This window comes from Prauserella rugosa (genome assembly GCF_000719975.1).
In the GTDB taxonomy this organism is placed as follows: domain Bacteria; phylum Actinomycetota; class Actinomycetes; order Mycobacteriales; family Pseudonocardiaceae; genus Prauserella; species Prauserella rugosa.
In genome coordinates this window covers 15,689-42,614 of the sequence record NZ_JOIJ01000016.1, presented here as the reverse complement: position 1 = coordinate 42,614, position 26,926 = coordinate 15,689, and the positions used below count along the sequence as shown (strand labels likewise).

Sequence of the window (26,926 nt, the reverse complement as noted above, 5' to 3'; positions counted from 1 at the left end):
TCCGGTCGGTGCGCGTGCCGGCGTGAAGTGCCGGCGTGAAGTGCTGGTGTGACGTCCGACGTGACTCCGCTGTGACCTGTGCCGCCCGTTAGCCTGGCGTGGTGACCGACAAGCCCAGCATCCCGAACGTGCTCGCCGGCCGTTACGCCTCTCCGGAGCTCGTGACCCTGTGGTCCCCCGAGCAGAAGGTGCGCCTCGAGCGCGAGTTGTGGCTGGCCGTGCTGAAGGCCCAGTCCGAACTCGGGGTCGAGGTGCCCGACGGCGTACTGGCCGACTACGAGCGGGTGCTGCCCGACGTCGACCTCGCCTCGATCGCCGAGCGCGAGCGGGTGACGCGGCACGACGTGAAGGCCCGGATCGAGGAGTTCAACGCCCTCGCGGGGCACGAGCACGTGCACAAGGGCATGACCTCGCGCGATCTGACCGAGAACGTCGAACAGCTCCAGATCCGCCGGTCGCTCGAACTGCTGCGCACGCGCACGGTCGCGGTGCTGGCCCGGCTGGCCGAGTTGGCCACCGAGCATTCCGAACTCGTCATGGCGGGCCGGTCGCACAACGTCGCCGCGCAGGCGACCACGCTGGGCAAGCGGTTCGCGACGGCCGCGGACGAACTGCTCGTCGCCTTCGAACGGCTCGACGAGCTCGTCGCGCGCTACCCGCTGCGCGGAATCAAGGGCCCGGTCGGCACCGCGCAGGACATGCTCGACCTCGTCGGCGGCGCCGACAAGCTCGCCGAGCTGGAGAGCAGGGTCGCCGGGCATCTCGGGTTCGAGCGGGTCTTCGACAGCGTCGGGCAGGTGTACCCGCGTTCGCTGGACTTCGACGTCGTCTCGACGCTGGTGCAGGTGGCCGCGTCGCCGTCGAGCCTGGCCAAGACGATCCGGCTGATGGCGGGCAACGAGCTGGTCACGGAGGGCTTCCAGCCGGGTCAGGTCGGCTCGTCGGCGATGCCGCACAAGATGAACACGCGCTCGTGCGAGCGGGTCAACGGTCTCGCGGTGGTGCTGCGCGGGCACCTGTCGATGATCGGTGAACTCGCGGGCGACCAGTGGAACGAGGGTGACGTGTCCGACTCGGTGGTGCGCCGCGTCGCGCTCCCGGACGCCTTCTTCGCCCTCGACGGTCTGCTGGAAACACTGCTGACGGTGCTGCGCGAGTTCGGCGCGTTCCCCGCGGTCGTCGACCGCGAGCTGAACCGCTACCTGCCGTTCCTGGCGACGACCAAGGTGCTGATGGCCGCGGTGCGCGGCGGGGTCGGCAGGGAGACCGCGCACGAGGCGATCAAGGAGAACGCCGTCGCCGTGGCGCTGGACCTGCGCGAGGGGCAGGCCGAGAACGACCTGCTCGACCGTCTCGCCGCCGACGAACGCCTCCCCCTCGACCGGGGGAGTCTGGACGAGCTGATCGCCGACCGGCTCTCGTTCACCGGGACCGCGGGCGCACAGGTCGAGGCCGTCGCTGCCAGGGTCGCCGAGGTGGTGAAGCGGTTCCCCGAGGCCGCCGCGTACGAGCCGGCGCCGATCCTGTGATGCGGGACCGGGTGGACCGGATCATGTCGCTCTGCAACTATCGCCTTCATGGGCCCTCGAACGTGCGCGTCGCCGGCACCGCTGGTGCAGCGCAGGCACGTGGATCTGCTCAGGGTTGCTTCGTCGCTGTGCCGTCACCGCTGACGCCAGTCCCTGTCCCTTCCCCGGGCCGTCGGCCCGGTAACTCCGTCTGAGGTCGGCATGCAAGCGCTCCTGCTGTTCGGTGTGGCCGGATTCCTGGCCCAGCTCGTGTCCGGAACACTCGGCATGGGCTACGGGATGACGTCGACGACCGTGCTCATCGCCGTGGGCACGGCACCCGCGATCGCGTCGGCGTCGGCGCACTTCGCCCAGGTCGGCACGTCGCTGGCCTCGGGGGTGTCGCACTGGAAGTTCCGCAACATCGACTGGCGCACCGTCGGCATCCTCGCCGTGCCGGGCGCGATCGGTGCCGTCATCGGCGCCTTCGCGCTGGTGGCGATGTCGACCGACGTGGCGAGCGCGTGGATCAGCACGTTCCTGTTCCTGCTGGGCCTGTACGTGCTCATCCGGTTCGCGTTCCTCAAGGTCGGCAAGCTGATCACCGAGAAGCGGCCCGGTGCGAAGTTCCTGGCCCCGCTGGGGTTGGTCGCGGGCTTCGTCGACGCCAGCGGCGGTGGCGGCTGGGGTCCCGTGGCCACCACGACTCTGCTGTCGTCCGGCAGGCTCGAACCGCGCAAGGTGGTCGGCTCGGTGAGCGCCTCGGAGTTCGCGGTCACGGTCGCCGCGTGCATCGCGTTCATCATCGCGCTCAAGCACGAGGGCATGGACTGGCTGGTGGTGCTGGGGCTGTTGATCGGTGGCGTGATCGCCGCACCGATCGGGGCCTGGCTGGCGCACCACATGCCGCCGCGGGTGCTGGGCACCGCGGCAGGCGGCATGATCATCCTGGCCAACGCGTGGATGCTGCTGAGCAACCTCGGCCTGCCGAGGCCTGCCATCGTGGTCTGCTACGCGGGTCTCGCGGTGTTCATCGTCGTCGCGCTGGTGACGTCGATCCGCTCGATGCGCGAGGAGAAGCGCATCAACGCCCTCGCCGGGGAGGACACGCCGGACGCCGACGCGGACGCCGAACTGCGCAAGGACAGGGCGACCGAGCTGTCCTGACCCTGTTGCGACGGCGGTCGGCAGCCGTTCGTCGGCCGTGTTTCACCGCCGTCTCACCTCGATGCCGGACGTCGGTCATCCGCGGCTGGCCCCATGGGAGGCGTGGAACCCTCACTGCTGGTCTCCCTCTCCGGGCCGAACGCCCGCGCGCTCGACCGCTGCGCGGACCTCGCCCGGGAACTCGACACGCGGGGTGTGCCGCTGTCGATCCTGTTCACGCCGAGCGCCGCGGACGGATCCCGCCGCGTCGCCGAGTGGGTGCGCGCGCGGGTCGCGGGTGGCGACGCCGTCGTGCTGCACGGGTACGACCGGCGGGTGCGCGCCGAGTTCGCGTCCCTGCGCGGTCACGAGGCAGGGCTGAGGCTGATCGCGGCGACCGCCGCGCTGGATGCCGAGGGTCTGCGTGCCGACGTGTTCGCCCCGCCGCACTGGCGGATCTCGCGGGAAGGCAGGGAGGCGCTGCGCAGGCACGGCTTCGCGGTGTGCGCGGAGGAGGCGGCCGTGCTCGACCTGCGTTCCGGTGTCGCGGTGCGGGGCAGGGTGCAGACGTTCGGCGGTGGGCAGCGGCTCGCCGCGATGCGTTGCCGGACGGCCGTGTTGTCGACGACGAGGTCCGTGCGCAGGGGCGGTCCCGTGCGCCTCGCCGTCGAGGCGGCGGATCTGGCCGATCCCGGCGCCCGCGCGGCCGTCCTGGACGCCGTCGACGCGGCGGTCGAGGGCGGCGCACGTCCGCGGACCTACCGCTGGTTCACACCGACGTCTGCTCGTCTCGCGGCAACACCCTGACCTCGGTGCCGTCGGGCGCGAGGTTGGTGAACAGGCCGTGGTGCATGGCCGGGTTGGCCAGGACGGCCTCGTGGATCGGCACCGCCAGCCGCGGTGCGACCGCGCGCAGGTAGTCGACCGCCTCGCCCGCCTTCAGCCACGGTGCGCCGGTGGGCAGGCCGAGGACGTCGACGTCCTGGTCGGGGACGAAGAACGAGTCGCCGGGGTGGTAGAAGGCGCCGTCGTCGACGAGGAAACCGACGTTCGGGATGACCGGGATGTCCTTGTGGATCGTGGCGTGCTGACCGCCGACGACCTGCACGGACGCGCCCGCGATCGCGAGGGTGTCGCCCGGTTGCACGGTGCGCGAGTGGAGGTCGAGTTTGGCGACCGTGTCGAGGGAGCCGGGGTCGGTGATCAACTGCGCGCTCGGGTTGGCCGCGAGCAGCGTGGGGAGCTTCTCGGTGTCGATGTGGTCGAAGTGCTGGTGGGTGATCAGCACGGCGTCGAGGTCGGTGAGGTCCTCGAAGCCCGACGAGAACGCCCCGGGATCGACGAGGATGCGCGCTCGATCGGTCTCGAGAAGCACACAGGCATGGCCGAAGTGAGTGACCCGCATCCCGCCAGGGTAGTGCCCCCGAGGGCCCCATAGTCGCGTTGAACGCAACTATGGGGCCCTCGGGAGCACTCGGGGTGCCTAATTGGCACGTTGCCAGTAGTGCTGCGGACGTCGTACGCTCGGCGGTATGGCCACGCTCACTGGCGAGACGTTCGAGTCGCTCAACCCGGCCACCGGTGCGGTCGTCGGGACGTACCCGGTGCACACCGCCGAGGAGGTCGAGGCCGCCGTCGCGAAGGCGCGAGCCGCCGCGCAGTGGTGGGCCTCGCTCGGTTTCGCGGGGCGGGCCGAACGTCTGGCCAGGTGGCGCGGCGCGCTCGCCCGGCGCATGTCCGAGCTCGGCGAGGTGATCACCGCCGAGACCGGCAAGCCCGCAGGCGACGCGCAGCTCGAACTCGTCCTCGCGATCGAGCATCTGGCGTGGGCTGCCAAGCACGCACGCAAGGTGCTCGGACCTCAGCGTCGCGCTCCCGGACTGCTGCTGTCCAACCAGGCTGCCTCGGTCGAGTACCACCCGCTCGGCGTCGTCGGCGTCATCGGACCGTGGAACTACCCGGTCTACACGCCGCTCGGTTCGATCAGCTACGCGCTGGCGGCGGGCAATGCGGTGGTGTTCAAGCCCAGCGAGTACACCCCGGGCGTCGGGAAGTGGCTCGTCGAGTCGTTCGCCGAAGCGGCGCCCGAACACCCGGTGCTGCAGCTCGTGACCGGCTTCGGTGAGACGGGTGCCGCGCTGACGAGGGCCGGCGTCGACAAGCTCGCGTTCACCGGGTCGGCAGCCACGGGCAAGAAGGTGATGGCCACGGCCGCCGAGACGCTGACCCCCGTCGTCATCGAGGCCGGCGGCAAGGACCCGCTGCTCGTGGACGCCGACGCCGACCTCGACGCGGCCGCCGACGCCACCGTGTGGGGTGCGTTCTCCAACGCGGGGCAGACGTGTGCCGGCGTCGAACGCGTCTACGTGCACGAGCGCGTGTACGACGCGTTCGTCGCCAAGGTCGTGGACAAGGCCGAGCGGATCGAGGCCGGTGAGCACTACGGGCCGATGACCATGCCGTCGCAGCTGGACGTCGTGCGCAGGCACATCGAGGACGCCCTCGCACGCGGCGGCAGGGCGCTCGTCGGCGGCAACGGCGCCGTCGGCGAGCGGTTCGTCCGGCCCACGGTGCTGGTCGACGTACCGGAGGACTGTTCGGCCGTCCGCGAGGAGACCTTCGGCCCGACGGTGACGATCGCGAAGGTCGCCGACATGGACGAGGCGATCGAGAAGGCCAACGATTCGCCCTACGGACTCGGCTCGACCGTGTTCTCCAAGTCGCGCGGCATGGAGCTCGCGCGGCGGCTGCGCACCGGCCAGACCGCGATCAACGCGCCGTTGTCGTTCGCGGGCATCGCCTCTCTGCCGTTCGGCGGCAGCGGAGAGTCCGGCTTCGGCCGCATCCACGGACCCGAGGGGTTGCGCGAGTTCGCCCGTCCGAAGGCGATCGCTCGGCAACGCTTCACCGCACCCATCGCGCTCACCTCGTTCGCGCGGTCGAAGAAGACCGAGGCGCTCGTCGGCAAGCTCGTCGCGAAGCTGCACGGAAAGAGCTGACCGCCGGACCCGGCCCCCGTCGACGCGTGCGCGAAAACCTCCGTGCTACCGGCGGATCGTGCTAAGAAGCACACTGTTCCCGGTGGTCGTGTCCGGTCGCCGGGCCGGTTTCCCGTTCCGGTCTCCCGGCCGGTCGCCTGCGAGGGGGCGCCATGAACCAGCCATTCCCTGGTGGACACCCGCAGTCCGGCGGTTATCCCCAGTCCGGTGGATATCCCCAGTTCGGCGGTTATCCGCAGTACGGGCCTGCCGGCGGAGTGCCCGCACCGCAGCCGGGCGCCTACGGTCCGCCTGCGCGCAGGCAGGGCATGGCGATGGCCTACGTGTCGGCCGTCCTGTTCCTGCCCGCGATCGCGCTGATGTACCTGTCCGCGTTCGTCTCGATCGACTACCCGGAGAGCGAGTTCGACCTGCACCTGTGGGTCACGCTGACGGGGCTGGCGTTCGGCGAACCGACCGGCAACGCCGATCCGTTCGTCGTGGCGACGTTCGTCTACCCGTCGGTGGTGTTGCTGTTCGTGGTGCTCCTGTTCGCGCGGGTCGGCGCAGGCCGGTGGGGTGCGGCGGTGCTCGGCTTCCTCGGTTTCGGCTACTACACGTTCGCGGTCGTCCGGTTCTTCGTCGCCGGCATCCTGGCCGAGTACGTGATCTCCCCGGTCGCCGCGGCGCTGCTGTGGCTGATCGCGGCGGTCGTCGCCGTGCTGCCCGCGACCGGGCGGGCGATGCGCAGCCACCGCCCGGCCGCGCCGCAGTCCACGCCCGGTGGTCCGGGCTACGGCTACGGCGGTTACGGCTACTGAATCACGCCACGACCGTCGCCCAGCGTGACGATCCGACGCTCGTCGTCCTCCATGCCGGTGAGTCGGACACATTCGGCGCAACCGACGGGATAGCTACACGTCTTCCGACGTAGAAGCCGGTGTCGACCGGTGGGGCCGAGGGGCGTCGGGGGTCTCTCGGCCCCGAAGGCCGGCTCCCGGCCGGGCTGGGTTACGCTGAACGGGCATCCGACCTGCGGAAACGTTGTTTCCAGCCTTCGAAGCAAGGAGCTGCCTGTCGTGGCCCGAGTAGTCGTCGACGTCATGCCCAAGCCCGAGATCCTCGACCCACAGGGCCAGGCGGTCGCCGGCGCCCTCCCCCGACTCGGCTTCGAAGGGGTCACCGAGGTCCGTCAGGGCAAGCACTTCGAACTCGAGGTCGACGACTCGGTCGACGACGACACGCTCGCCAAGATCGCCGAGGGCTTCCTCGCCAACCCGGTGATCGAGGACTGGACCGTGCGGCGGGTGGACCAGTGACGGCCAGGATCGGGGTCATCACCTTTCCCGGCACGCTCGACGACGTCGACGCCGCACGGGCCGTGCGCTACTCCGGCGCCGAGGCGGTATCGCTGTGGCACGCCGACGCCGACCTGCACGGGGTCGACGCGGTCGTCGTGCCCGGCGGTTTCTCCTACGGGGACTACCTGCGCTGCGGTGCGATCGCCCGGTTCGCGCCCGTCATGACGTCGGTGATCGACGCGGCAGGCAAGGGCATGCCGGTGCTTGGCATCTGCAACGGTTTCCAGATCCTGTGCGAGGCGGGGCTGCTGCCGGGCGCGCTCGTGCGCAACGACCGGCTGCACTTCGTCTGCCGTGACCAGTGGCTGCGCGTGGAGAACAACACCACGGCGTGGAGCACGCGCTACGACTCCGGCGCCGAGGTGCTGATCCCGCTGAAGTCCGGTGAGGGCGGCTACATGGCCGACAAGCCGACGCTGGAGCGCCTCGAAGGCGACGGTCGCGTCGTGTTCCGCTACGTCGGGGAGAACCCGAACGGTTCGCTGGGCGACATCGCGGGCATCGCGAGCGAGGACGGCCGCATCGTCGGCCTCATGCCGCACCCGGAACACGCCATCGACGCGCTCACCGGCCCGTCCGACGACGGCCTCGGCATGTTCTACTCCGCGCTCGACGCGCTGGGCGCCGTCGCGGCCTGAGAAAGGAGCTCCATGTCCTCGGACGTCGCCGACGTCGAACCGCAGACGATCGACACCACCGCCCACGCCGCGGAGACCCCCGACGTTCCGCAGCCGTACGCCGAGCTCGGTCTCGCCGACGACGAGTACCAGCGCATCCGCGAGATCCTCGGCCGCAGGCCCACCGAGGCCGAGCTGGCCATGTACTCGGTGATGTGGAGCGAGCACTGCTCGTACAAGTCGTCGAAGGCGCACCTGCGCTACTTCGGCGAGACCACCACGCCCGAGATGCGCGAGAAGATGCTCGCGGGCATCGGTGAGAACGCGGGCGTCGTCGACGTCGGCGACGGCTGGGCGGTGACGTTCAAGGTCGAGAGCCACAACCATCCGTCCTATGTGGAGCCGTACCAGGGTGCGGCCACCGGCGTCGGCGGCATCGTGCGCGACATCCTCGCGATGGGTGCGCGGCCGCTCGCCGTGGCCGACCCGCTGCGGTTCGGCCCCGCCGACGCCGAGGACACGCGCCGCGTGCTGCCCGGCGTGGTCGCCGGTGTCGCCGGCTACGGGAACTGTCTCGGCCTGCCCAACATCGGCGGTGAGGTCGTCTTCGACAAGACATACGCGGGCAACCCACTGGTCAACGCGATGTGCGTCGGCGCGATGCGCGCCGAGGACCTGCACCTCGCGCACGCCTCCGGCGCAGGCAACAAGATCATCCTCTTCGGAGCGCGGACCGGGCTTGACGGCATCGGCGGCGTGTCCGTGCTCGCCAGCGCGACGTTCGACGGCGACGAGAGTGCAGGCGGCCGCAAGAAGCTGCCCAGTGTCCAGGTGGGCGACCCGTTCACCGAGAAGGTCCTCATCGAGTGCTGCCTCGAGCTGTTCGCCAAGGACGTGGTCGTCGGCATCCAGGACCTCGGCGGTGCCGGACTGTCGTGCGCGACGTCCGAGCTGGCCGCCGCCGGTGACGGCGGCATGTACGTCGACCTGGACCGCGTGCCACTGCGCGCCGAGGGCATGACCGCGGCGGAGATCCTGTCGAGCGAGTCGCAGGAACGCATGTGCGCGGTCGTCGCACCGTCCGATGTGGACGCGTTCATGGAGATCTGCCGCAAGTGGGACGTGATCGCGACGGAGATCGGCGAGGTCACCGACGGCGACAACCTCGTGATCAGCTGGCGTGGCGAGACCGTCGTCGACGTTCCGCCGCGCACCGTCGCGCACCAGGGCCCGGTCTACGACCGCCCGTACGCACGGCCCGCGGTGCAGGACGACATCCAGGCGTCCACTCCGGACTCGCTGAAGCGTCCGTCCACACCGGAGGAACTCCGCGAAACGCTGCTGCGGATGGTGTCCTCGCCCGACCTGGCCTCGCGGGAGTGGGTCACCCAGCAGTACGACCGCTACGTGCGTGGCAACACCGTGCTCGCCCAGCCATCGGACTCGGGCATGATCCGGGTCGACGAGTCGGCCTCACGCGGTGTCGCCGTGTCGACCGACTGCAACAGCCGCTACGTCTACCTCGACCCCTACCAGGGCACCCAGCTCGCGCTGGCCGAGGCCTACCGCAACGTGGCCGCAGGCGGGGCGCAGCCGCTGGCGGTGACCAACTGCCTCAACTTCGGATCGCCCGAGGACCCCGGCGTGATGTGGCAGTTCGAGCGGGCCGTCCACGGACTCGCCGACGGCTGCGCCGAACTCGGCGTTCCCGTGACCGGCGGCAACGTCAGCTTCTACAACCAGACCGGAGACACCGCGATCCTCCCGACGCCCGTGGTCGGCGTGCTCGGCGTGATCGACGACGTGCGGCGGCGCATCCCCACCGGCATCGGCAACGAGCCTGGCGAGTCGTTGCTGCTGCTCGGCGACACCCACGACGAGTTCGGCGGTTCGGCCTGGGCACACGTCATCCACGGCCACCTGGGCGGACTGCCGCCGAAGGTCGACCTGGAACGGGAGCGGCTCCTCGCCGAGATCCTCGTCGCCGGTTCCCGCGACGGCATGATCTCGGCCGCCCACGACCTGTCCGACGGTGGTCTGGCGCAGGCGGCCGTCGAGATGGCGCTGATCGGCCAGTGTGGAGCACGCTTGCTGCTCGACCCGGATGCCGATCCGTTCGTGCAGCTGTTCTCCGAATCCGCCGGCCGCGCGCTTGTGGCCGTGCCACGCAGCGAGGAACTGCGGTTCACCGAGATGTGCAGCGCGCGCGGCCTGCCGTGGCGCAAGTGCGGTGTGGCCGACGAACAGTCCGACGAACTGGAGATCCAGGACGTCGCGACGTTCGGACTCGACGAGCTCCGCCAGGCGTGGGAAGGCACGCTGCCCGCCCTGTTCGCCTGAGCCGTTTCCACAGCCGAACGCCCCGCGAACCGCCGCGTGGTTCGCGGGGCGTTTCGTGTCCGAGGCGGGTGGGTCAGGGGGCGGTCGGCCGGTCGATGTCCATGGCGGTGACGCACCAGCCGTCTTCCTCGTCCTTGAGCGTGATCTCGCCGTTCAGCTGGACCTTGATGCCCCGGGACTCGCCCGAGATCTCGAGGGGAACGGTTGCTTCGGAGCCGTTCTCGGTGGCGTCCCCGGAGACGGTGAACTGGAGCTTGGCTTCGTTCGCCTCGTCGATCTTCTCGGAGGTCAGGCCCGAGGACCCGCCGCACCCCACCTCTGCCGTCGCGTCGGGGTCCCGATCGTTCAGGGCCGTGACCGCGCGTTCGGCGACGTCCTTGGGGCCCTCACTGGTCAGGAAACCGGGCACCCAGAACGCGAGGACGAGGAAGGCGCCGATCGCGACGACGGCCGACACGGCGATCCCGATGATGAGGCCGGTGTTCGACTTCTTGGGCGGCTGGCCGTATCCGCCCTCGCCGGGCTGCCCGTACGGGCCGGGCTGGCGGTAACCGCCTGCCTGTGGAAAGCCGCCTTGCTGGGGCTGACCCTGCTGCGGGAAGCCGCCGGACTGGGGATGCCCGCCCTGCTGCGGATACCCGCCCTGCTGCGGATAGCCGCCTTGCTGGGGATACCCGCCGGGCGGGGGATTTCCGCCTGGCTGCTGGCCGTACGGGCCGGGCTGTCCTGGCTGCGGCGGATAGGTCATGTCGGGCTCCCGGATGTGCGTCGTGATCGCCTGTGTCGAACGGTTGGACGCTCGCGTCACGTCGTCCGGTTCCCGTTCCCGTGGGTGCAACGCTCCGCGCACGTGCGGTCTCCGTGCGTTCGCCCTCGTCTCAGGGGCGATACGGCGCGTTGAGGCTCGGCATCGGCCACGACTCGACGGTGCGTCCATCGAACACGGACCTGTCCACCCTCAGAATGCGCACACACCAACCGTCCTCATCGGACAGAGTCATGGTGTAGCCGAGGGTGCCGAACGACGACTCGAGCTTCACCGCGACGGTCGCCTCGCCGGGACCGTCGGGCGCGATGTCGCCCGCCAAGGAGAACTCGTAGTCCATACCGGACAGTTCGGCCCGATTGAGTTCGGGTTCCTCCCGGCAGGACACCTCGCTGACGGCGTCGTCGTCGAGTCGGTTGAGTCCGACCAGGTAGCGCTCGGCCACGAGCTGGGGGTCGCTCGGGTCGACCGGTCCTTCGGCTGCCGGGGACGCCGCCGAGGATTCGTCGCCTGCGTCGTCGCTGCCGGTGAGGAAACCCGGCGCCCAGAGCCCGGTGATCAGGAACGCCGCCACGGTGAGCACCCCGGCGGCGGAGATGCCTGCCCACAGTCCGGTGCGCTTCTTCGGTGGCGGAGGCCCGTACGGTCCGCCGGGACCCGCTGCGCCGTACCCCCATCCGCCCGGGGGAGGCGCGCCGTACGGACCGGGGCCGCCGTGGGCGTGGTACGGCGACGGCGACATCGGTGCCGGATGCGAATACTGCTGGGGCTGCGGCCGCTGGGGCGGTTGGTACTGGGGTCGATGCGGCGGTTGATGCGGTGGATATGTCATGACTGTCCCCCATAGGCGGTATGTCGGTATTGCACGGAGAACTCTGCCACGGGCCGTCCGGTCGACCGCGGCTCGGCGTGAGGAACACGCCGACGGGTGTGCAGCCGCCATCACCGCAGGGGAAGGGTAGACACGACACGAAAAAGCGCGCCCGGCGAAGCTCGGGGCTTCGCCGGGCGCGCCGGGAACGTTGCGGCCGTCCGGAGACTCAGAAACCGGGCGACGGGGCGTTGCTGTTGCCTCCCGTCGTGGGCTGGACGTCCGAGACGCACCAACCGCTCTCGTCCTTCAGCGACAGATCGAGCCCCATCTCGGCGCTCTGACCCTGCATCGTCACGTTGGCCTTGACGGGAACGGTGGCCTCGGATGCCGAGGTCTGTTCGGCCGGGCCGGCGACCTGCGCGTCGAACTCCATGCCCTGCGGCACCTCGCCCTGCGGTGCGACACCCGTGGCGCCGGCGCAGGCGACCGCGCTCATGCCTTGAACGTCGAGCTCGTTCAGGGCGTCCACGAACTGCTGAGCCACGCCCTCGGCTCCGCCGGAGGCGTCGTCGCTCTCGCCACCCCCGGAATCACTGCCGGACCCTGCGTCGCCGCCGGATCCGCCGTCCTGCGAGCCGTTGTCGGAGCCCCCGTCGGCGGAGTTCTCCTTGTCGTCGCCGAGGAAGAAACCCGGAGCCCAGAAGCCGGTCACCAGAAGGGCGGCGACGAGCACGACCGCGGTGGCGACGCCCGCGATGAGCGGCGTCTTGCTCTTCTTCGGCGGTTCGGGGAAGCCACCGGGCCCGGGCTGGCCGTAACCCTGCTGGGGATAGCCCTGCTGCGGGTATCCGCCCTGCTGCGGCTGCCCCTGCGGGTAGCCCTGCTGCGGGAAGCCACCGGACTGCGGGTATCCGCCCTGCTGCTGCGGGTAGCCACCGGGCTGCTGACCGTAGGGATTCGGCTGGCCAGGCTGCTGGCCGTACGGATTCGGTTGGCCGGGCTGTCCCGGTTGCGGTGGATAGGTCATGGAGAGGCCCCTCTCGGCTGCACGCCCTGATCACAGGTATCGATCGTGGGACACCCTGCCATGTCCGAGTCCGCACGATGTGTCGGGCTGTTGACCTACACCTTGCACCGCGGCCCCGTGTCGACGAAAGCGCGCCCGGCACATCGGTGCCGGGCGCGCCTTCACGAGCGGGACGTCCGGGTGTCCGGGCGTGGTCAGCGCTCGTGCTCAGTAGTCGTCGTAGTCGTAATCGTAGTCATAGTCGTAGTCCGACGTCGGATAGTCCGGGATGGACGGATAGTCGGGCACCGACGGGTAGTCCGGAACGGACGGATAGTCGGGAGCCACCGACGGGTAGTCGGCACCAGCGGACGGCATCTCGCTGCCACCCGAGCCGCTGTTGCCGATCGGTTCTGCGTCCGCGACACACCAGCCGTCCTCGTCCTTCAGGACCAGGTTGACTTCGGACTCCTGGTGCTGCCCCATGACGGTGGTCGACACCTTGATTGGCACAACGGCTTCCGAGTCACTGCGTTCGGTGGCGTCGCCGGTCACGGTGACGTTCAGCGATACGTTCTCGTCGTCCTTCGACGGGTCGAACTCCTTGCCCTTCATTTCGCTCGAGTCGCAGAAGGTGTCGAGCAGCTTGGACGCATCCTTGTTGTTGGCCGCGTCCGCGAGGTCTTCCGCGACACTCTTCGGATCACCACCGCCGAGCAGGAATCCCGGGGCGACGAGGCCGAGGATCAGGAACAGCGCCACGATGAGCACGCCCGCGCCGGAGAGGCCGATGATCAGACCGGTCTTCTTCTTCGGCGGCTGGCCGTACGGGCCGGGCTGGCCGTAACCCTGCTGCGGATAGCCGTACTGCTGGTATCCACCGGGCTGTCCGCCCTGCTGCGGGAAACCGCCTGACGGTGGACCGCCCATCGGCCCGCCCGGCTGGCCGGGTCCGGGCTGGCCGGGCTGCTGGCCGTACGGCTGTCCTCCCGGCTGCCCGCCGTACGGTGGTTGCCCGCCCGGACCGCCGGGCTGGGGTGGATACGTCATGGGTCCCCTCCCTTGTCCCCAGAACTCACAAGATTCTCACAATGCGCAGGGTGCTTACTGTGCCATGCCGGTCACGGCGTCCGGTGCGGTATGCCTCGATCGTTGTGTGAATCCGAGGCGGTGCATCCCTTTTGCCCGATTGACGTGGGTGTTCGGCCGGCAGTTCAGTTGCCGTACTCGAGCTTGACAGACTTGACGCACCAGCCCTTGCCGGAGTCGTCGTCCAGGGCGAGCTCCGAGTCCGGAGCGAGTGTTCCGTCTGTCGTTCTGCCTGCGATCGGGACCGGGTAACTCGAGCCCGGCTGGTACCGGACGCTGTCCCTGTTGAAGTCGTTGGCCCGGGAAAGCTGCGCCTTGCCGTGCACGAGATCGGCGACGCCGGCCTCCGCGTTGGTCGTGAGGTCGTCACTCCTGTACATCGGGCACACGACCGCCAGGGCCTTGGCCTCGTTCCCCTCGTGTACGGCCTCGATGAACCGGTCCGCGGCGATGCGCCACGACTTGATGCCCGTCGGGGGCAGTGGCTCCTCGTAGACGAACAGGGCATAGCCGCCGAACATGAGCCCCAGTGCGGCCACGAGACCGAACGCCGTCCACAGGATGACCTTCAGTCCCGAGCGGTCCGGGCCCGGAGGGTGCGGCGGTGGCCCGGGTTGCCACTGCGGTGGCCCGCCGTGCTGAGGCGCCGGTCCCGGCGGCGTGGCCCCGGGTACGGAGGCTGCTGTCCTCCGTACTGCGGCGCATGCTGCGGCGGCGGAAAGTTCGGTGTGTGGTGCGGACCCATAGGGCCGGAGTTACCGGGGCCTTGCGGGTTACCGGGGCCGTGTGGTGTGCCGGGCGGCGGATACGTCACGTCGTCTCCTTCGCCGAGACGGTGTCTCGAACACGGTTGGTGGGACGGGTCCGGTGCCGGGCGTCAGCCCGTGGCGTAACCGGATTTCGTCAGGCCCTTCCAACACCACCCGCCACCCGCGGGGTCGAGGTCCACTGTGTACTCGGTGTAGCCGCTCTCGTCGACGGCGGCGCGGACGAGAGCCTTGGCGTCGTCGGGAGTTTCGTCGAACTGCTCGAGCGTCGTCTGGCCAGGGAAGCGGCCTTCCAGATCGTCGATTGTGGACGTCACGTAGTCGGTTGCGTCGTCACACGTGAGTTCCTGCAGTGCGGCGGTGTCGCGGCCGTTGATGCCGTCCACGACGTCCTTGGCCACGGGCCGTGCGCCGTCGTCCGCCACGAGGAATCCGGGAGCCCAGAACCCGGTGATCGCGACCGCCGCGAGGGCGAGCACCACGACGACCGCGGCCACGATCGCCACGGTCTTCCCCCTGCCACCCCGCCGAGGCGATGGTTGCTGGAACGGCTGCTGGAACTGCGACTGCTGATACTGCTGCTGGTGCTGCTGTGGATACCCCGATTGCTGGTGCGCCGGGGCCTGCCACCCTCCCGGCTGCCCCTGGCCGTGTGGTGGGTATGTCACCTACGTCCCCCTTCCCCTCGGCGGGGCAGTCTGCCATACGCGGGTGATCACCGCGGGGGACGTAGCTCCACTCCCGGCACCTCGACCGAACGCCAGCACCACGTGCCGCCGGCCATGTCGAGCACCAGTGCGAGGTCGATGTCGTCCCCGCCCGCGGAGATCCGCGCGCCGACCTTCGCCAGGCCCTCCTGTTCCGAGACCGGGCCCGTCACGCGTGCCGCCGTGACGCCGCTCGCCTGCTGGATCGCGGCGGCGACGGGACGTTCGGCGTCGGCGCACGCCAGCGCCCGCAGCTCGTTCTCGTCCTGGTCGGCGAACGCGGTCATGATCCGGGTCGCCAACGCCCGGGCGCCCGCACCCCTGGCTTCCGCGGGGTCCTCGTCGGCGACGAGGAAGCCGGGCACGACCCATGCGGTGAACACGAACACGCTCGCGACGAACAGCAGTGCCCCGCCGACGATCAGCGCGATCGGCCCCGCCCTGCCACGCGCGGACCGCCGAGGTGGCCGGTTCGGGGGCGGGGGTTGCTGGGGATACGTCACCGTGACCTTCGTCCAACGTTGCTGTCGCGACCGCGACAACTATGTCACGTGGGTGGTTCGTCCGGAGCGCTCGAGCCGCGGTTCCCCAACGGACCACGGCTCCTGCGTATCGGCGCCGGATGCTCAGGTCGAGAAGACGTAGGCCTCGTCGACGCACCACGTGCCGTTCTCGTCCACCATGCTGATCGACGACTCGGAGCCGACCTGCTCGCCGCCCACGCTGCCGGTGTAGAACACGAACGCGTAGCTGCTGCCCCCGGTCTCGAGGTCGCCGAGCTGGATCTGCTCGCCGGTGGTCACCAACTCCTGCAGCGAATCGCTGGGGTCGCCACCCACGCTGGAGCAGTACATCGACTCGGCCTTCTGCGTGTCGCCCGCGTTGATCGCCGCGACGAACTCCTCGCCCGCACCCCGCCACGGCTCTGCGCCGGAATCACCACCGGACTCGGTGGGCGCCGACTCGGTCGGCATGGAATCGCTCGGTTCGGCCATGTCCGTACCGGGGACCATGTCCGTGCCGTCCATGCCACCCATGCCGGAACCCATGTCGGACACCGACTGCCAGCACCACGAACCGTCTTCCTTCTTCAGCTCGGCCTGCACGTCCATCGTCGTGCCCTGAGCGGTGACGGTGCCCTTCGCCGTGGCGGTGTCGCCCTTCTCCTGAACGTCACCGACCTCGGCCTTCTCGACGTACTCGGCGACGCCGATGACGGTCGGCACCGTCTGGTCCGCGCCACCGCACGCGAGCTTCTGCAGCGCCGCGGCGTCCTGGTTGTTGAACCCCTGCATGATCTGCTCGGCCAGCGCCTGCGCCCCCGAACCGCTCTCGCCGCCTTCGCCGCCTTCGCCGTCGTCGTCGCTGAGCAGAAAACCCGGTGCGACCCAGGCGAGGATCGCGAACACGCCGAACAACACGACGACCGAGCCGAGCGAGATGCCGACGATCAGGCCCGTCTTCTTCTTCGGCGGCTGCTGACCGGGCCCTCCCGGGTACATGCCGTACGGCTGGTAGCCGCCCTGGTGCGCGTTCTGCCCCCCGGGATACGGCTGCTGACCGGGAAATCCTCCCGCCTGCGAGCCGTACGGCTGCGCGGGTTGCCCCGGCTGGCCCGGCTGCGGTGGATACGTCACGGCGGTCCCTCCTCGCGGTTCGACCGGCGGATCGTGACAGCCGGCCGTGGCAGGAGGGTGGTTTTCCGGTGGTCCGAGCCACCGGCTCAGAAGGCCCGGTGCGAGAAGGCACGGTGCGAGAAGGCCCGGCACGCGGCGGTCACGGCCACGTGCCGGGCCTCGGTCAACAGCCCGGGGCGAGTGGGTCAGCCCCTGGCGAGCGCCTGGAGGCGGTCGTAGGCACCGTTGAACGAGTTCTGGTCGAGCGGACTGGACGTGTACTGCCAGAACGTGTGGTAACCCCAGCCGTTGGGCAGCGCGCCCACCGAGTCGGCGTACCGGGCCACCCACAGCGGCACGGTGCTGCCGAACGACTGCGCCGTACCGACGCACATGTTCCACCAGCTCGTCGACGTGTAGATGACGGGATACCGGCCCGTGCGGTTGTGATACGTGTTGTGGAAGTCGCGGATCCACGACGCCATCTGCGACTGGGACAGGCCGTAGCAGGCGTTGTCGCCGTACGGGTTGTACTCCATGTCCAGCGCGCCGGGCAGGGTCTTGCCGTCGGCGGACCAGCCGCCGCCGTTGTCGACGAAGTAGTTGGCCTGCGCCGTTCCGGACGACGAGTTCGGCACCGCGAAGTGGTACGCACCGCGGATCATGCCGACGTTGTACGAGCCGTTGTACTGCTGGGCGAAGTACGGGTTCTTGTAGCTGGTCGCTTCCGTGGCCTTGACGTAGGCGAACCGCTTGCCCTGGCCCCACCAGTGGTTCCAGTCGACGTTGCCCTGGTGGCTGGCGACGTCGATGCCCGCGACCGTGGCCTTGGCGCTCACCCCGTCGGCGGTGACGCCCTGCGGTTGCATCGCGCGCGCGTGCGTCGACGGGGACGAGTGGTCGCCTTCGACCCTGGCGATCTGCGAACCCATTTCGTGGTTCCCGATCTCGAACGCATCAGCAGGAGACGCGTTCGCCGGAGACAGCGCGCCGAGCAGGAGCGCGCTCACCGAGCCGGCGACGACGACCGATCTCAATCCCCGCCGGATTCTTCGTGCAGTGGACATACGAGGTATCCCTTCACGATTCATGTGCCCTCGCTACAAGCGGCTTACAGCAGGTAGCCGCTTGGGCGTCGATTGTTATCGCTGCTCACGAACTTTGTCACTAGTTGGCGTGAAAACTCCGCTACGAGTGGGTGATGGACGACCCGAACGTTGTCGCCCTATACAAAGAACGCCCACTCTCGGTAAGAGTGGGCGTTCGATTTTTGGATCCCGATCGCGTTGTTCGGGTTCGCTTTTAATTCTTTCGAGTGAGTCCGATCGTCGGGTCCGTAGCCGACCGGGTTCGCGGCACCGTTCGCGCGCCGGTTCCCGAGCGAATCGAGCGAGTCACTGTTCCTGCGCGAGCGCGTGCCGCAGATGGTGGGCGGGCACGACCGCCGTCACGAGGTCGTGGGGGTTGATCGCCAGCGGGTGGTCGGCGAGCAGGTCGACGATGTCGCGGCCCAGCACCGCCCTGGCGTGCGGCCACTCCGGCGGCACCAGCGACTTCTGCGTGTAGGCGGGCACCATGATCCGGCCGTCGGTGTTGTGGAAGCCGATCACGGTCCGCTGCACCGGCGAGAGCGCGTAGACGAACAGGGTCGCGTCGAGGATCACCGGAGGAAGGTCCTCGGCCGGCCGATGCTTGGTGTGGACCAGCTGCAGCAGCCGCTCGAGGTCGGAAGCCGGCTCCGGGTAGCCGAGCGCCTTCGGGGACGGCCGGTACCGGTCGTTGGGGTGGAAGTCCTCCACGATCTCGCCTTCGTTGTTCACCGGATAAGCCCCGACGACGGCCCAGGACGGCACCCGGCCCGACGGGTCGAACGCCTCGTCGATCACGTACAGCCAGCTGTTCGGATTCGCCCTCGCGTTGGCCCGCATCTCCTTGGTGATCTTGGGATTGCGGCCCGGCTGGTGCTCACCCGGTGCCACCCGGTTCGCCTCGTCCCGCTGCGCCATTAGCTCTCCACGTTCACTGCCGCACTTGCTCACGGCCCACTCTAGTGTGGACACATGCCCGCATCGCGTTCGGTCGATCCCGAAGAGTTACGACATGCCGTCCGCATCGTGACCGGCTGGCTGGACGGGTCCGACGACGGCGAACCGCCGCGCAAGGACCTCGCCACCGCCGTACGACTCAGCCTTCGCACCCTCGCCGCGACCGCGCCGGGAAACAGCGTCGAGGTGCGTGTCCCGCCGTTCGCGGCCGTCCAGTGCATCGAAGGGCCCCGGCACACGCGCGGCACCCCGCCGAACGTGGTCGAGACCGATCCGCGCACGTGGCTCGAACTCGCCACCGGCAGGCTCGCGTGGGCCGATGCACTCGACCGCGGTCTCGTCGCCGCGTCCGGGGCCCGAGCCGATCTCGCGCACTGGCTTCCCGTCGTCCGGGTGTGAACCAACTCGCCGGCCGGGTGGCGGGAACCGCTCAGCGCTTGCGCGCCACACCGCCCGCGATGCAGTGCTGAGCCTCGTTGAGCGGGGTCAACCGCGGGCCGTCCTGCCACCAGTCGGCGAGGCGGATGACGCCGGGCTCGACGAGCTCGAGATCCCCGAACAATGTGCGGATCTCGTCCATCGTGCGGAAGGTGCCCGAACCCATGGGGCTGTGGCGGAACTTGTCCTCCGCCTTCCGCGCCATGGCCGTGTACTCGTTCTCCGGGTCCATGAAGTGGCTCAGCGCGACGAACGAACCGGAGGGCAGGCGCTCGTAGTACTGGCGCATGATCTCCGCGGGCCCGTCGGCGGGGCCCTCGAAGTGGTGCAGCGTGCCGACCTGCAGCAGCGCGATGGGCTGGTCGAAGTCGAGGTGGGTGCGCACCGTCTCGTTGTCGAGCACCTCGGCGGGGTTGAAGATGTCGGCCGAGACGAGCGTCGTGTTCTCGTTCTCCTCGAGCAGCGCCCTGCCGTGGGCCATCACGACCGGGTCGTTGTCCACGTAGACGACCGTGGAGTCGGGGTTGACGCGCTGCACGACCTGGTGCGTGTTCTCGGCCGTGGGCAGTCCGGAGCCGCAGTCGAGGAACTGCGTGATCCCCGTCTGCTGGGCGATGAACCGGCAGGCCCGGATGAGGAAGTCGCGGTTCTCGTAGGCGAGGTGGCTGGCGTACGGGGCCTCGGCGAGGACGCCGTCGCGCACCTTGCGGTCGATCTCGTAGTTGTCCTTGCCGCCGAGGAACGCGTCGTAGACCCGCGCGATGCTCGCCCTCGTCGGATCCACACCCACCGGCACGCGTTCGGACTGGGGTACCGGAGTGGAGGATGTGGCAGACATGATGGGGACCTCTTAGGGGTCGGAGACGGCTGGACCGCACACAGCGTAGTCACGTACGCGCGGCGGAGTAAACGGTATGTGGTCGGCCGGGGCGGTACTCGCCCGCGAGCCCGTGGTCGACCCGACCTTGATCGCCCGCCCGGGTGCGCCTACGTTGAATGTCCGGACGACTCTGCTGCGTTACGATGATCGTTCTGGGTGGTGACCGGCACCGTGTGGGTTACCAAAGCGTGCAGGAAAGGGACGGAACGGCGGATATGACACCCGGATCAGAGGCTGAACTGCCTACTGGGTCTTCCGCAGCGGTCGGGCCGAACGCGACTCCTGCGGCGAACGCGCAGGACTCGTCCGACGACAAGGGCCCGACGGCCCGCCGCATGATCCTCGGTTCCCAGCTGCGCAGGCTCCGCGAGTCCGCGGGCCTGTCCCGCGCCGACGCCGGCTATCACATCCGGGCCTCCGAGTCGAAGATCAGCCGGCTCGAGCTGGGCCGCGTCAAGTTCAAGGGCAGGGACGTCGAGGACCTGCTCACCCTGTACGGCGTCAGCGACCCGGCCGAACGCTCCTCCTTCATGGAGATGGTCGACCAGTCGGCCCAGCCCGGCTGGTGGCAGAAGTTCAACGACTACATGCCGCGCTGGTTCGACGACTACGTCGGACTGGAGGAAGCGGCAGCCCGGATCCAGACCTACGAGCTCCAGTTCTTCCCCGGCCTGCTCCAGACCAGGGAGTACGCGCGGGCGATCATGACGCACGGGCTGCCCGAGCACGCCTCGGAAGCGGCCGAGGCCCGCGTGCGGCTGCGCATGCGCAGGCAGCGCCTGCTGTTCCGGCCGGACGCCCCGAAGCTGTGGGCCGTGATCGACGAGTCGGTGCTGTACCGGCCGATCGGCGGCCGCGAGGTGCACCGGGCCCAGCTCGACCAGGTGCTCGAGCTGACGGCGATGCCGCACATCACGGTGCAGGTCGTGCCGTACGAGCGCAGCGGATACGCCGCGGAGGGCTCGTTCACGCTGCTGCGGTTCTCCGAGCCGGAGCTGCCGAACATCGGGTACGTCGAGCACATCGCCGGTGGCGTGTATCTCGACCGGCCCGACGACGTGGAGCTCATCGGACGTTCGCTCGACCGCCTCGCCGTCGACGCCGAGACGCCCGATCGTTCGCGGCAGATGATGCACAAGGCGCGCGCGGCCGTCTGACGTCCCGTATCCCTCGCTGCTCCGGCCGTGCGGTCGGGGGCCGGAGCACTGCTCTTCGTGGGTCCGTCGGGCCTCCCTCGCGGCCACGGTGCGTGATGGGTAGCCGCACCGAGTGAAACCCGGCCAGGCGTACGCATAGCGGCCCGTCATTCGTCGATCAAGAGCGACCGCTCGTCGCACGACAAGATCCATTCGCCGACAGTGAGTTGTCGATCTTGCGCCAAAATGATGTCTGACCTGCGGTTTCACCTCTCAGTTGCATTCGGGTGAAGACCATCACGGGATGATGCACGTGCATTCACACGAGCACTCGCGCGTGCTAACTTCGGTGCACACGTCAATGCACGTGCAGATGCATCCTCCAAAGGTTGAAAGTCGGGAAGGTGAGGATCATGCAGCGGATCGAGAACGGCATCTCCGCGGAGAAGCTGACCGGAGCCCAGTGGCGCAAGAGCCGCTACAGCGGTGCGATGGGCAACTGCGTCGAGGTGGCGCCGCTGACCGGCGGAGACATCGCCGTGCGCAACTCCCGTGATCCTCAGGGCCCTGCCCTCGTCTACACGCGCGCCGAGATCGAGGCGTTCGTGGCAGGTGTGAAGGACGGCGAGTTCGATGACCTGCTCGCCTGAGATCGTCCCGAGCGAGGTCGAGGCCGTCCTCGGCAGGCTCATCTCGCGCGGCTACCGCTTCGTGCACCCTCGCGACGCCTCCGGTGAGCTCGTGACCGTCGTCGGCGTCCGGATGCACGACACCGTGGTCGACGTGGTGCGCCTCGACGGCGAGGACGACGTCACCGCCACGCGGATGCCGTACGACGAGCCCAACATCCTCGAGCCCAAGCAGGTGCTCTGGCAGCGTTCCGGCGACATGAACGACGTCGTCGGCGAGCTGCTCGAGCTGCCGGACGACGAGTACCTGCAGCCCGCACCCCAGACGCGGGTGAACGCCCGGGGTTGCTGGGTGCCGAACGGATCCGGCCGCGCCAAGTGGCTGCAGGCCACCGCCTGACTGCGGTACCGGCAGCACCTACGACAGCCAGAACCAACTACCCCCTCTGACCCCGCCCCGCGGGCCCCGACCCGCACCCGACACGGCCACCGCGCCGGCCGTGTCCCCCGGTCGGCGCTCAGGCCGGAGTCGACACAGCGCACCTCCCCCCTCGTCGCTGTGAAGCCCGGCCTGAGCGCCATCTCACCCCGACGGGCCGCCTCCGTGGACCTACACTGGAGGCGGCCCGTTCTCGTCCTCAGGGGAGCCTTTCGGTGCACACCGACCAGCACGAATCCTCCGTCGAGTCCCTCACCGATCCCTCGATCGAACCCGAACCGGAACCCCGCGAGGAATGCGGCGTTTTCGGGGTGTGGGCTCCGGGTGAGGACGTCGCGAAACTGACCTACTACGGCCTGTACGCCCTGCAGCATCGCGGCCAGGAGGCGGCAGGCATCTCCGTGGGGGACGGCAGCCGGGTCGTGGTTTTCAAGGACCTCGGCCTCGTCAGCCAGGTCTTCGACGAGCAGTCCCTGTCGTCGCTGCAGGGACACGTCGCGGTCGGGCACTGCCGCTACTCGACGACCGGTGGTGGCAGCTGGGAGAACGCCCAGCCGGTGTTCCGCACCACCGGCGCAGGCACGGGCATCGCGCTCGGCCACAACGGCAACCTGGTCAACACCCACGAGCTGCACGAGCGGGCACGGGAGCTCGGCGTCGTGAGCAAGAACGGCGCGACCACCGACTCCGACCTCATCTGCGGCCTGCTCGCCGCCCAGTCCGCGGACACGGGCATCGAGGCCGCTGCGGCCGAGCTGCTGCCGACGCTGCGCGGCGCGTTCTGCCTCACCTTCTCCGACGAGTCGACGCTGTACGCGGCGCGTGACCCGCACGGCATCCGGCCGCTGGTCCTCGGACGCCTCGAACGCGGCTGGGTCGCGGCCAGCGAGACCGCGGCGCTCGACATCATCGGCGCATCGTTCGTCCGCGAGGTCGAACCCGGCGAGCTCATCGCCATCGACGCCGACGGCATCCGGTCGACGCGGTTCGCCAATCCGGAGCCGAAGGGCTGCATCTTCGAGTACGTCTACCTGGCCCGGCCCGACACGACGATCTCCGGCCGCGGCGTCCACGCCACGCGCGTCGACATCGGGCGCAGGCTCGCCTCCGAGTACCCCGCGGACGCCGACCTGGTCATCCCGGTGCCCGAATCCGGCACCCCCGCGGCCATCGGTTACGCGCAGGCTTCCGGCATCCCGTACGGGCAGGGCCTGGTGAAGAACAGCTACGTCGGCCGCACGTTCATCGAGCCGTCGCAGACGATCCGCCAGCTCGGCATCCGGCTCAAGCTCAACCCGCTGCGCGACGTGATCCGCGGCAAACGCCTGGTCGTGGTGGACGACTCGATCGTGCGCGGCAACACCCAGCGCGCGCTGGTGCGGATGTTGCGCGAGTCCGGTGCGCTCGAGGTGCACGTGCGGATCGCCTCGCCGCCCGTGCGGTGGCCGTGCTTCTACGGCATCGACTTCGCCTCCCGTGCCGAGCTCGTCGCCAACGGCGCCGACCTCGACGGCATCCGCAGGGCCATCGGCGCCGATTCGCTCGGGTACGCCTCCGTGGACGCGCTCGTGGCGGCCTCGGAACAGCCGCGAAACCGCGTGTGTGCGGCCTGCTTCGACGGCGAGTATCCTGTGCCGCTGCCCGACGAGGCCCTCATCGGCAAGCACATGCTGGAGAACCTCGGCGGGACGTCTCGGGACCTTCCCGTCGTACCGGCGGGGTACGGTGCCGAGGACGCCGTCCGGCGTCCGTAACCACAACGTTTTCGTGCTCCCGAGGGCCCGATGGTTGCGTTTGTCGAACACCGCCACGCTGAGCGTGTCCGCTTGGGTGGCGGTCGGAGACGGGCGGGCGCAACTTTTCTTCCCACCGCGACCGGCTGGGCGCGAAGGGAAGATTAGTTGCGTTCAACGCGACCATGGGGCCCTCGGGGGCGGTTCGAGTGAGGAGTTCGCGCCGGTGATGAACGAGTCCGCCCGCGAGTCGGTGACCGAGGGTGCCGGCGCTACCTACGCCGCGGCCGGTGTCGACATCGACGCCGGGGACAGCGCCGTCGAGCTGCTGAAACCGCACGCAGCCAGGGCCACGCGCCCCGAGGTCGTCGGTGGCGTCGGCGGGTTCGCGGGCCTGTTCTCCCTGAAGCTCGACCGGTGGAAGGAGCCGCTGCTGGCCTCGTCCACCGACGGCGTCGGCACGAAGATCGCCGTCGCGAAGGCGCTCGACAAGCACGACACGGTGGGCATCGACCTGGTGGCCATGGTCGTCGACGACCTCGTCGTGACCGGAGCCGAGCCGCTGTTCCTCCAGGACTACATCGCCGTCGGCAAGGTCGTTCCCGAGCGGATCGCCGCCATCGTCGCGGGCATCTCGGAGGGTTGCGTGCAGGCCGGTTGCGCACTGCTCGGCGGCGAGACGGCCGAGCACCCCGGCCTCATGGGCGAGCACGAGTACGACATCTCCGCCACCGGAGTCGGTGCGGTGGAGGCCGCGGACGTGCTCGGTCCCGAGCGCGTGCGGCCAGGTGACGTCGTCATCGCGATGGGCTCGAGCGGCCTGCACTCCAACGGTTACTCGCTGGCCAGGCACGTGCTGCTGGACATCGCCCGCATGCCCCTGGACGGCCACGTCGAGGAGCTGGGGCGCACGCTCGGCGAGGAGCTGCTCGAGCCGACCCGCATCTACGCGAAGGACTGCCTGGCGCTCGTGGCCGAGGCCGACGTGCGCACCTTCGCTCACATCACCGGCGGCGGACTCGAGGCCAACCTCGAACGCGTGCTGCCCGACGGCCTCGTGGCCCAGCTCGACCGCGGCACCTGGACGCCTGCCCCGGTGTTCGCGATCATCAGCCAGCGCGGCCGGGTCGAACGCGCCGAGATGGAGAAGACGTTCAACATGGGCGTCGGCATGGTTGCGGTCGTCTCGCCCGAGGACGTCGACCGTGCGCTGGCCGTGCTCACCGCGCGGCACGTGCCCGCCTGGGTGCTCGGCGAGGTCAAGCCCGCGGACGGGGATGCGTCCGAAGGTCCGCGCGCCGTGTTGTCGGGCGACCACCCCAGGTTCTGACCCCCACCCGCGGAGGCGCTCCCGTGAGCGAGCTACGCGTCACGTCCCGCTTCGTCATCGCCGAGGGCGAGCTGTCCGAGCGGTTCACGCGGGCGTCCGGCCCTGGCGGGCAAGGGGTGAACACGACCTCGTCCCGCGTCGAGTTGTCGTTCGACGTGGCTCGCTCGCCGTCGGTGCCCGATTCGCTGCGGCCCCGCCTGCTCGCCCGGCTCGACCGGCGGCTCGTCGACGGCGTGCTGACCGTCGTGGCGAGTGAGCACCGCGAACAGCTGCGCAACCGGGAGGCCGCCCGCGCCAGGCTCGTCGCGACGCTGAAGGAGGCGGCCGCACCGCCGCCGAAGAAGCGCAGGCCGACCAAGCCGACCCGTGGGTCGCAGGAGCGTCGGATCGCAGCGAAGAAGCGCCGCTCCGACGTCAAGCGCAACCGCAGGTCCCGAGGCGACTGGTAACGAACACCTAGGTCGTGTCTGATGATCCTCCGCGCAGCAGGCGACGGGATTGTCAGACGCGACCTGGACCGGGGCTCGGTCAGACGCGACCTGGACCGGGGCTCGGTCAGACGCGCGAGGCCTGGCGTCCCCGGGCCGGATCGAGTCCGTGCGCCACGGTGCTGCGTGTCCGGTGGATGCCGGCCGTGCCGGGCGTTGCGGCGTGGGTCCGCGGATGGGGGACGGCGGCCACCGGTGCGGAGCGGCAGCTGGAACGGATCGTCCACAGCGGACTCCTCGGGCCCGGCCGGATGCCGAGCGGCGCCACCACCGGAGCGAACTTCGGGATGCGGGGCCGGTTGATGATCAGCAGGGAGATGCTCGCGCCCGCCGCGGCGCCCGTGGTGTTGACGAGCACGTCGTCGGTGGAGGTCACGCGGCCGATCGCGGCGACGTACTGCGTCAGTTCGATACCGCACGACGTCGCGAACGCCGCCATCGTCATCCGCCGGGTGCTGCGCCACCACGCCCACCGTGCGGGCAACAGCATGCCCAGGGGAAGCAGCAGGCTGAAGTTCGCCGTGAGCTGCCAGAACGCTTCGCGGCTGCCCGCCGCGACGAGGAGGTCCGTGCCGGGCACGAGGTGGACACTGCCCTGCGCGGTCGTCGGCATGGTCACCAGGAGCGAGACCCACGCGCCCCACATCACGATCGCCACGTCGAGGGACGCGGTGACGAACGCACGGCGGAGCGACAGCCGCCGACGTCGCCGAACGATGAGCGTCAGCCATACCACCGAGGCCGGGAGCACCATTGCCACTGCGACCGGAATGAGCTTTCCGAAATGCTGAAGCAGGTATTCCACCCGACGGACCCCCTTGGTTTTCGCGTGCCACAGCCAGGCTGGCAAATCCGGCGCGCGGACGCACAGGGGCGGATAACGTGATCTATTCGGTCTTGCTTAGTTATCGCCTCAGGTGCTATCGGCGAGTCTGCGGAATCTGTTTTCCGTTTCGCGTTTCCCCGATGATTTCGTGACGTTAACGAAATGTTCCATATTTTCGGACGTTGGGGACGAGGCGCGCGTCGACGGCGCTGTGGCCAGCTTAGTGCCCTGGTCGAGCGGCGGTTCGTGAGGGGCCTTCGGTTCGAA

Annotated in this window: 29 protein-coding genes; 16 read left to right on the top strand and 13 right to left on the bottom strand. The window is 69.5% G+C overall.

Translation table 11 applies throughout. The features are described from left to right. Positions 1 to 101: 101 nt before the first annotated feature. The 4 genes from purB (at position 102) to IF64_RS0119600 (ending at position 3,461) form a co-directional block, all read left to right on the top strand. A complete protein-coding gene (gene purB, locus IF64_RS0119610) occupies positions 102 to 1,529 on the top strand; it encodes an adenylosuccinate lyase (protein WP_030533612.1) in 1,428 nt (475 codons plus the stop codon). 48 nt (positions 1,530 to 1,577) lie between these two features. Continuing rightward, positions 1,578 to 1,673 carry a putative leader peptide gene (locus IF64_RS28250; protein WP_425468450.1) on the top strand — a complete coding sequence of 32 codons (96 nt, stop codon included), beginning with the start codon at positions 1,578 to 1,580 and terminating at the stop codon, positions 1,671 to 1,673. Positions 1,674 to 1,730: 57 nt separating this feature from the next. Then, positions 1,731 to 2,675, top strand: coding sequence for a sulfite exporter TauE/SafE family protein (locus tag IF64_RS0119605; protein WP_030533611.1), 945 nt, complete (start codon positions 1,731 to 1,733; stop codon positions 2,673 to 2,675). Between the two features lie 93 nt (positions 2,676 to 2,768). Further along, entirely contained in the window at positions 2,769 to 3,461 is a 693-nt protein-coding gene (locus tag IF64_RS0119600; protein ID WP_048807566.1) for a DUF2334 domain-containing protein, read from the top strand. Here IF64_RS0119600 and IF64_RS0119595 read toward each other — a convergent pair. Continuing rightward, positions 3,424 to 4,059, bottom strand: a complete 636-nt coding sequence (locus IF64_RS0119595) for an MBL fold metallo-hydrolase (RefSeq protein ID WP_030533609.1) — start codon at positions 4,057 to 4,059, stop codon at positions 3,424 to 3,426. The two genes, IF64_RS0119600 and IF64_RS0119595, sit on opposite strands and share 38 nt — an antisense overlap. Positions 4,060 to 4,186: 127 nt before the next feature. Between IF64_RS0119595 and IF64_RS0119590 the strand changes: the two genes are divergently transcribed. The 5 genes from IF64_RS0119590 (at position 4,187) to purL (ending at position 9,950) form a co-directional block, all read left to right on the top strand. Then, the gene (locus tag IF64_RS0119590) at positions 4,187 to 5,653 is read left to right on the top strand and encodes an aldehyde dehydrogenase family protein (RefSeq protein WP_030533608.1); all 1,467 of its coding nucleotides are present in this window, start codon (positions 4,187 to 4,189) and stop codon (positions 5,651 to 5,653) included. Positions 5,654 to 5,805: 152 nt separating this feature from the next. Next, the gene (locus tag IF64_RS0119585) at positions 5,806 to 6,453 is read left to right on the top strand and encodes a hypothetical protein (protein ID WP_145600524.1); all 648 of its coding nucleotides are present in this window, start codon (positions 5,806 to 5,808) and stop codon (positions 6,451 to 6,453) included. 258 nt (positions 6,454 to 6,711) lie between these two features. Continuing rightward, complete coding sequence (gene purS / locus IF64_RS0119580; RefSeq protein ID WP_030533606.1) at positions 6,712 to 6,951, top strand: phosphoribosylformylglycinamidine synthase subunit PurS; 240 nt, start codon at positions 6,712 to 6,714, stop codon at positions 6,949 to 6,951. Continuing rightward, a complete protein-coding gene (gene purQ, locus IF64_RS0119575; RefSeq protein WP_030533605.1) occupies positions 6,948 to 7,631 on the top strand; it encodes a phosphoribosylformylglycinamidine synthase subunit PurQ in 684 nt (227 codons plus the stop codon). The genes purS and purQ overlap by 4 nt, the downstream gene beginning before the upstream one ends. Positions 7,632 to 7,643: 12 nt before the next feature. Further along, entirely contained in the window at positions 7,644 to 9,950 is a 2,307-nt protein-coding gene (purL, locus tag IF64_RS0119570; RefSeq protein ID WP_030533604.1) for a phosphoribosylformylglycinamidine synthase subunit PurL, read from the top strand. 73 nt (positions 9,951 to 10,023) lie between these two features. Here purL and IF64_RS27730 read toward each other — a convergent pair whose 3' ends face one another. The 10 genes from IF64_RS27730 to IF64_RS0119520 all read right to left on the bottom strand — a co-directional run bounded on the left by IF64_RS27730 (position 10,024) and on the right by IF64_RS0119520 (position 18,721). Beyond that, the gene (locus tag IF64_RS27730) at positions 10,024 to 10,800 is read right to left on the bottom strand and encodes a hypothetical protein (RefSeq protein ID WP_051758007.1); all 777 of its coding nucleotides are present in this window, start codon (positions 10,798 to 10,800) and stop codon (positions 10,024 to 10,026) included. Positions 10,801 to 10,828: 28 nt separating this feature from the next. Further along, positions 10,829 to 11,548, bottom strand: coding sequence for a hypothetical protein (locus IF64_RS0119560; RefSeq protein ID WP_157575529.1), 720 nt, complete (start codon positions 11,546 to 11,548; stop codon positions 10,829 to 10,831). 208 nt (positions 11,549 to 11,756) lie between these two features. Further along, the gene (locus IF64_RS27725) at positions 11,757 to 12,557 is read right to left on the bottom strand and encodes a hypothetical protein (RefSeq protein WP_048807562.1); all 801 of its coding nucleotides are present in this window, start codon (positions 12,555 to 12,557) and stop codon (positions 11,757 to 11,759) included. 207 nt (positions 12,558 to 12,764) lie between these two features. After that, positions 12,765 to 13,586, bottom strand: coding sequence for a hypothetical protein (locus IF64_RS26225; protein WP_145600521.1), 822 nt, complete (start codon positions 13,584 to 13,586; stop codon positions 12,765 to 12,767). A 164-nt stretch (positions 13,587 to 13,750) separates the two neighbouring features. Continuing rightward, the gene (locus IF64_RS0119545) at positions 13,751 to 14,164 is read right to left on the bottom strand and encodes a hypothetical protein (protein WP_030533599.1); all 414 of its coding nucleotides are present in this window, start codon (positions 14,162 to 14,164) and stop codon (positions 13,751 to 13,753) included. 338 nt (positions 14,165 to 14,502) lie between these two features. Then, the gene (locus IF64_RS26220; protein WP_145600519.1) at positions 14,503 to 15,060 is read right to left on the bottom strand and encodes a hypothetical protein; all 558 of its coding nucleotides are present in this window, start codon (positions 15,058 to 15,060) and stop codon (positions 14,503 to 14,505) included. Between the two features lie 47 nt (positions 15,061 to 15,107). After that, a complete protein-coding gene (locus IF64_RS0119535) occupies positions 15,108 to 15,602 on the bottom strand; it encodes a hypothetical protein (RefSeq protein ID WP_030533597.1) in 495 nt (164 codons plus the stop codon). A 123-nt stretch (positions 15,603 to 15,725) separates the two neighbouring features. Continuing rightward, positions 15,726 to 16,736: a hypothetical protein gene (locus IF64_RS26215; protein WP_051758004.1), complete on the bottom strand. Its 1,011-nt coding sequence runs from the start codon at positions 16,734 to 16,736 to the stop codon at positions 15,726 to 15,728. A gap of 185 nt (positions 16,737 to 16,921) precedes the next feature. Beyond that, positions 16,922 to 17,782: a lysozyme gene (locus IF64_RS0119525; RefSeq protein ID WP_030533595.1), complete on the bottom strand. Its 861-nt coding sequence runs from the start codon at positions 17,780 to 17,782 to the stop codon at positions 16,922 to 16,924. Positions 17,783 to 18,109: 327 nt separating this feature from the next. Next, on the bottom strand, positions 18,110 to 18,721 hold the full coding sequence (locus IF64_RS0119520) for a type VII secretion system-associated protein (RefSeq protein WP_030533594.1): 612 nt from the start codon (positions 18,719 to 18,721) through the stop codon (positions 18,110 to 18,112). Between the two features lie 54 nt (positions 18,722 to 18,775). Here IF64_RS0119520 and IF64_RS0119515 point away from each other — a divergent pair, with 54 nt between their 5' ends. Further along, a complete protein-coding gene (locus tag IF64_RS0119515) occupies positions 18,776 to 19,159 on the top strand; it encodes a sterol carrier family protein (protein WP_030533593.1) in 384 nt (127 codons plus the stop codon). Positions 19,160 to 19,190: 31 nt separating this feature from the next. Here IF64_RS0119515 and IF64_RS0119510 read toward each other — a convergent pair whose 3' ends face one another. Continuing rightward, positions 19,191 to 19,988, bottom strand: coding sequence for an SAM-dependent methyltransferase (locus IF64_RS0119510; RefSeq protein WP_030533592.1), 798 nt, complete (start codon positions 19,986 to 19,988; stop codon positions 19,191 to 19,193). 425 nt (positions 19,989 to 20,413) lie between these two features. Here IF64_RS0119510 and IF64_RS0119505 point away from each other — a divergent pair, with 425 nt between their 5' ends. From IF64_RS0119505 to arfB, 6 genes are all read left to right on the top strand, one after another. Then, positions 20,414 to 21,235 (top strand): helix-turn-helix domain-containing protein, encoded by an 822-nt coding sequence (locus IF64_RS0119505; RefSeq protein WP_036877239.1) that lies wholly within the window; start codon positions 20,414 to 20,416, stop codon positions 21,233 to 21,235. A 392-nt stretch (positions 21,236 to 21,627) separates the two neighbouring features. After that, positions 21,628 to 21,864, top strand: a complete 237-nt coding sequence (locus IF64_RS0119500; protein WP_145600515.1) for a DUF397 domain-containing protein — start codon at positions 21,628 to 21,630, stop codon at positions 21,862 to 21,864. Continuing rightward, complete coding sequence (locus IF64_RS0119495; RefSeq protein ID WP_030533589.1) at positions 21,848 to 22,243, top strand: hypothetical protein; 396 nt, start codon at positions 21,848 to 21,850, stop codon at positions 22,241 to 22,243. The genes IF64_RS0119500 and IF64_RS0119495 overlap by 17 nt, the downstream gene beginning before the upstream one ends. Positions 22,244 to 22,497: 254 nt before the next feature. Beyond that, a complete protein-coding gene (purF, locus tag IF64_RS0119490) occupies positions 22,498 to 24,036 on the top strand; it encodes an amidophosphoribosyltransferase (protein WP_145600513.1) in 1,539 nt (512 codons plus the stop codon). A 208-nt stretch (positions 24,037 to 24,244) separates the two neighbouring features. Further along, complete coding sequence (purM, locus tag IF64_RS0119485; RefSeq protein WP_425468449.1) at positions 24,245 to 25,345, top strand: phosphoribosylformylglycinamidine cyclo-ligase; 1,101 nt, start codon at positions 24,245 to 24,247, stop codon at positions 25,343 to 25,345. A 23-nt stretch (positions 25,346 to 25,368) separates the two neighbouring features. Further along, entirely contained in the window at positions 25,369 to 25,794 is a 426-nt protein-coding gene (gene arfB, locus IF64_RS0119480) for an alternative ribosome rescue aminoacyl-tRNA hydrolase ArfB (protein ID WP_030533586.1), read from the top strand. Positions 25,795 to 25,900: 106 nt separating this feature from the next. Here arfB and IF64_RS26210 read toward each other — a convergent pair whose 3' ends face one another. Beyond that, entirely contained in the window at positions 25,901 to 26,587 is a 687-nt protein-coding gene (locus IF64_RS26210; RefSeq protein ID WP_051758003.1) for a VanZ family protein, read from the bottom strand. Positions 26,588 to 26,926: the final 339 nt, after the last annotated feature.